The organism is Quisquiliibacterium sp., assembly GCF_982640115.1.
Map to the genome: position 1 here is coordinate 1 of NZ_CEXFHW010000260.1, position 3,872 is coordinate 3,872.

4 protein-coding genes are annotated in these 3,872 nt (G+C 72.0%); 2 read left to right on the forward strand and 2 right to left on the reverse strand.

What is annotated here, in order from left to right; translation table 11 throughout:
* Nucleotides 1–922, forward strand: a 922-nt coding sequence (locus AC2H6A_RS18440; RefSeq protein ID WP_484275179.1) for an HD-GYP domain-containing protein, incomplete at its 5' end; no start/stop codon positions are given.
* Nucleotides 923–1,065: 143 nt separating this feature from the next.
* Complete coding sequence (locus tag AC2H6A_RS18445) at nt 1,066–1,806, forward strand: hypothetical protein (RefSeq protein WP_484275180.1); 741 nt, start codon at nt 1,066–1,068, stop codon at nt 1,804–1,806.
* Between the two features lie 76 nt (nt 1,807–1,882).
* On the opposite strand, the gene AC2H6A_RS18450 is transcribed toward AC2H6A_RS18445, so the two are convergent.
* Complete coding sequence (locus AC2H6A_RS18450; protein ID WP_484275181.1) at nt 1,883–3,235, reverse strand: HlyD family type I secretion periplasmic adaptor subunit; 1,353 nt, start codon at nt 3,233–3,235, stop codon at nt 1,883–1,885.
* Nucleotides 3,235–3,872: ATP-binding cassette domain-containing protein (locus tag AC2H6A_RS18455; RefSeq protein ID WP_484275182.1), on the reverse strand; the 638-nt coding region annotated here is incomplete at its 5' end. The genes AC2H6A_RS18450 and AC2H6A_RS18455, both read right to left, overlap by 1 nt.

Sequence of the window (3,872 nt, forward strand, 5' to 3'; positions counted from 1 at the left end):
GAACCGGGCCGCCGAGACCGTCCGGCATGCGCTGCGCGGGCTGCGTGACAACCCGCAGCCCGCCGCTGCCGATCTGGCCTCCGTGGCCACCGCCGCCGCCGCCCGCATCCTCGAGGGCCGCGACATCCTGCAGCTGCTCGACCGGCCGGGCGCCGAGAGCGGCCAGTACCATGCCCTGAACTGCATGACCATCGCCACGCTGGTCGCCAAGACCATGCGCCTGTCGCCCCAGGCGCTGACCGATGTCGCCCTCGGCGCCCTGGTCCATGATGTCGGCAAGGTGCTGATCCCGCACCGCGTGCTGCGCGAGGCCAGGCGCAGCCCTGCCGAGGAGCGGGTCTATCGCGACCATTGCCAGATCGGGCTCGAACTGGCTCGCGGCACCGGGGTGTTCCCCGAAGCCGTGCTGAACCTGATCCGCGACCACCACGAGGCGGCCGATGGCAGCGGTTTTCCGGCCGGCCGGCCGGGCGGCGAGCTGTCGCAGCCGACGCGGATTCTGGCGCTGGTGTACCGCTATGACCGGCTGTGCGGCCCCGAGTCTCCCGACCGTACGCCTCTGAGACCGGCCGACGCCCTGCGCCGGATCTGGCGCGACGAGCGCAAGCGGATCGACCCTGATGTGTTCTCGGCGCTGGTGAGCGTGCTCGGGGTGTACCCGCCCGGCAGCATCGTGCAGCTCTCCGATCTGCGCATCGCGCTGGTGATCGCGCCCAGCGCGCGCTCGACCCTGCCGCTGGTGCTGATCTACCAGCCCAGTCGGACGCAGGAGCAGGCCAATCTGCTCGATCTCTCTGCGGATGGTGACGGGCTGACCATCGAGAAGCATCTGCTGCCCCACGAGCTCTCCCGCGAGGCGCTGCAATGGCTCGACCCGCGAGAGCGGCTGGTCTACTACTTCCGCGGCGCCGAGCCCGACTGAGCGGCCGTCGGCCCTCGGCGATGCGGCGCATCAACGCGCCACCACATCCCGGCGATCGCCGCCGCCGGGCTTGACCGGCGTCAATCTGCGGGCGGCCTGGTCGGCCATAACGGGTTTCCGATCAATCCTCAGGAAACCGCACCATGACATCCCCTTCCCATCGGCGCGCCGCCGGCGCGCACCGGGCCCTGCTGGGCAGCGCGTTCATTCTGGTCAGTGGCGCAGCGCAGGCGGCGCTGCTGGCCGATGACTTCGAGGACGGTGTGGTCCGCTACACGACAACCGGCGTGGCCGGCGCGGTGAACATCCGCCCGACCTCGGATGTCATCAACACCGGCGGCACCAACGGCTTCGATGCCTTCTTCCCCAATGGCGGCAGGTTCCTGGTCGTCGGCGATGCCGCGGGAGCCATCGGCAACGGCTCGCCGGCCGGCCCCGCCGGCTCGATTGCCGGATCCACCCAGAGCGCGCGCTTCGCCCTGGGCAGCTTCGGGGCGGGTGTCCACCGTCTGGGCGTGGCCTTCGACTTCGTGTTCGACACCAGCCTCGCGCCGGGCACCACCCAGGCCCGCAACCCCGACGACTTCGTGGTCACGCTTCGCGACAGCGCCGGGGTGCTGCTCGAGTTGCTGCGATTCGACGATGTGCTGCGTAACGAGGCCGACCGTCGCGGTCGGTTTTCGGGCGAGGCGCAGTTCACGCTGGGCGGCGCTGACCAGGTCTGGCTGGACTTCGGCCTGACCGAATATGCCAACTCGGGCGACAGCGCGGTGGGCATCGACAACATCGTGCTCATTCCCGAAGCCGCCTCGATCGCGCTTCTGGGCATCGGCATGATCGCGCTCGGCTCGGTGCGACTGCGCCGCCGGCCGGCCCCCGCCTGAGGCACGGACCGGACAGCCGCCAGGGCCGGCGTCAGGAGCGGCCCCGGCAGTTGCACGGTGCCGCCCGCGCGCATGCTCAGCGCTCCAGCATGCCGCGACGCATCTGCTCGCGGATCGGCCGTACCAGATAGTCGAGCACGGTGCGCTCCCCGGTGACGATGTAGACCTCGGCGGGCATGCCCGCCTGCAGCACCAGATCCGGCCGTCCGCCGGTGTCCACCTGCACCTGGGCGAGGTAGTAGGCCTGGCCGCGCGCGGGGTCGGTCAGCCGGTCGGCCGACACGCGGGTGAGCGAGCCCGGAAAGACCGGGATGGTCCGGCGGTTGAAGGCGGTGAAGCGCACTTCGGCGGCCATGCCTTGCCGGACCCGGTCGATGTCCTCGGGCTGGATGCGCGCCTCCACCACCAGCGGCGCGTCGGTCGGCACGATCTCCAGGATGGTGACCCCCGGCCGGATCACCCCGCCCGTGGTGTGGGCCTGCAAGCCGATCACCGTGCCCGGGAGCGGCGCGACCACGCGGGTGCGCGCGAGCACCGCGGCCGCCGCTTCCAGGCGTTCCGCGCTCTCGCGCAGTCGTGCGCGAAGATCCTGGATGCGGTCGTCGGCTTCGCGACGCTGCTGGTTGCGCAGGTCGCTCATGCGCAGCGCGGTCTCGCTGATCAGCGCCGAGGCCTCGGCGATGTCGGCTTCGGCGCGGCCGATGTCGGCCTGCAGGTCCGCCTCGGCGCGGCGCAGCGCGAAGTAGCGGGTCTTCAGGTACATGCCCGAGTCCAGCAGCGACTGCGCACCGGCGATCTCCTCGGCGATGTAGCCGAGCTTCACCCGCGTGGCGGCCAGTTCTGTGCGCCGCCCGCCGATCTTCTCGCGGGCCTGCTGCTGGCGCTGACCGAGCACCTCGAGCTGACCGGCGAGCGCGGCCCGGCGGCTGGCGTGCAGCCGCGACTCGCCGTCGAGCAGGCGCGCCACCACCGGGTCTGCGCGCCGCGACTCCAGCGCGTCGTCGAAGACGATGCGCTCGCGGCCTTCGCGCTCGGCCTGCCAGCGCGCGAACTCGGCGGCCAGGGCGTCGTGCTCGGCGGCCAGGGCATCGTGGCGGCTGCGGGCGGCCACATCATCGAGCTGCAGCAGCACCTCCCCGGCGCTCACCCGCTGGTCCTCGCGCACCCGGATCTCCCTCACGATGCCGCCTTCCAGGTGCTGGACCGACTTCCGCTCGCCAGCCACCTTCACCACGCCGGGCGCGAGTGCCGCGCTGCTGATCGGCGAGAAGGCCGCCCAGCCGCCCAGCCCGACCACCCCGAACAGCACCAGCGCAGCGCCCCAGCGGGCGACGCGTCGGCGCGAAGCCTCGATGACGGCATCGGCGGCATCGGCGGCATCGGTGTCGAGGGCCTGCGGCACCGCGAGGGTCAGTGACGTATTGCGCATCAGGCCTCTCCCTGGACGACCTGCAGCTTGGGCGAGGTCTCGGCGGCGCTCGAGCGGGTGGGCATCGGCGTGATTCGCCGCATCACCTGGGCGCGGGGACCGAACGCGCCGACCGCACCGTGCGAGAGCACCAACAGGCTGTCGGAATGCGCGAGCAGGCCGGGGCGATGGGTGATCACCACCAGCGTCACGCCCGACTGCCGCAGCTGCGTGAAGGCGCGAGCAAGCGCGGCCTCGCCGTCGGCGTCGAGATGCGCGTTGGGCTCGTCCAGGACCACCAGTCGCGGCGAACCGTAGAGCGCTCGCGCCAGACCGATCTGCTGGCGCTGGCCGGCCGACAGCACCAGGCCGCCATCGCCCACCTCGGTGTCATAGCCCGCAGGCAGGGCGCTGATCATCTCGTGGGCGCCGGCGAGCCGTGCCGCCCGCAGCACCGACTCCCGGTCGGCGCTGCCCAGCCGGGCGATGTTCTCGAGCACCGTGCCGTGCAGCAGCTGCGCCTCTTCCGGGAGGTAGCCGATGCCGCCGCCCAGCGCTTCGGCATCCCATGCGCCGAGCTCGATGCCATCGAGCCGGACCCGGCCGCTGCGTGGCGTGATCGCGCCGGTGATCGCGCCGGCGAGCGTGGATTTGCCGG

Excerpts from the sequence above, each read along its gene's own strand:
- AC2H6A_RS18445 (WP_484275180.1), top strand. The coding sequence starts at position 1,066 with ATGACATCCCCTTCCCATCGGCGCGCCGCCGGCGCGCACCGGGCCCTG.
- AC2H6A_RS18450 (WP_484275181.1), bottom strand. The coding sequence starts at position 3,235 with ATGCGCAATACGTCACTGACCCTCGCGGTGCCGCAGGCCCTCGACACC.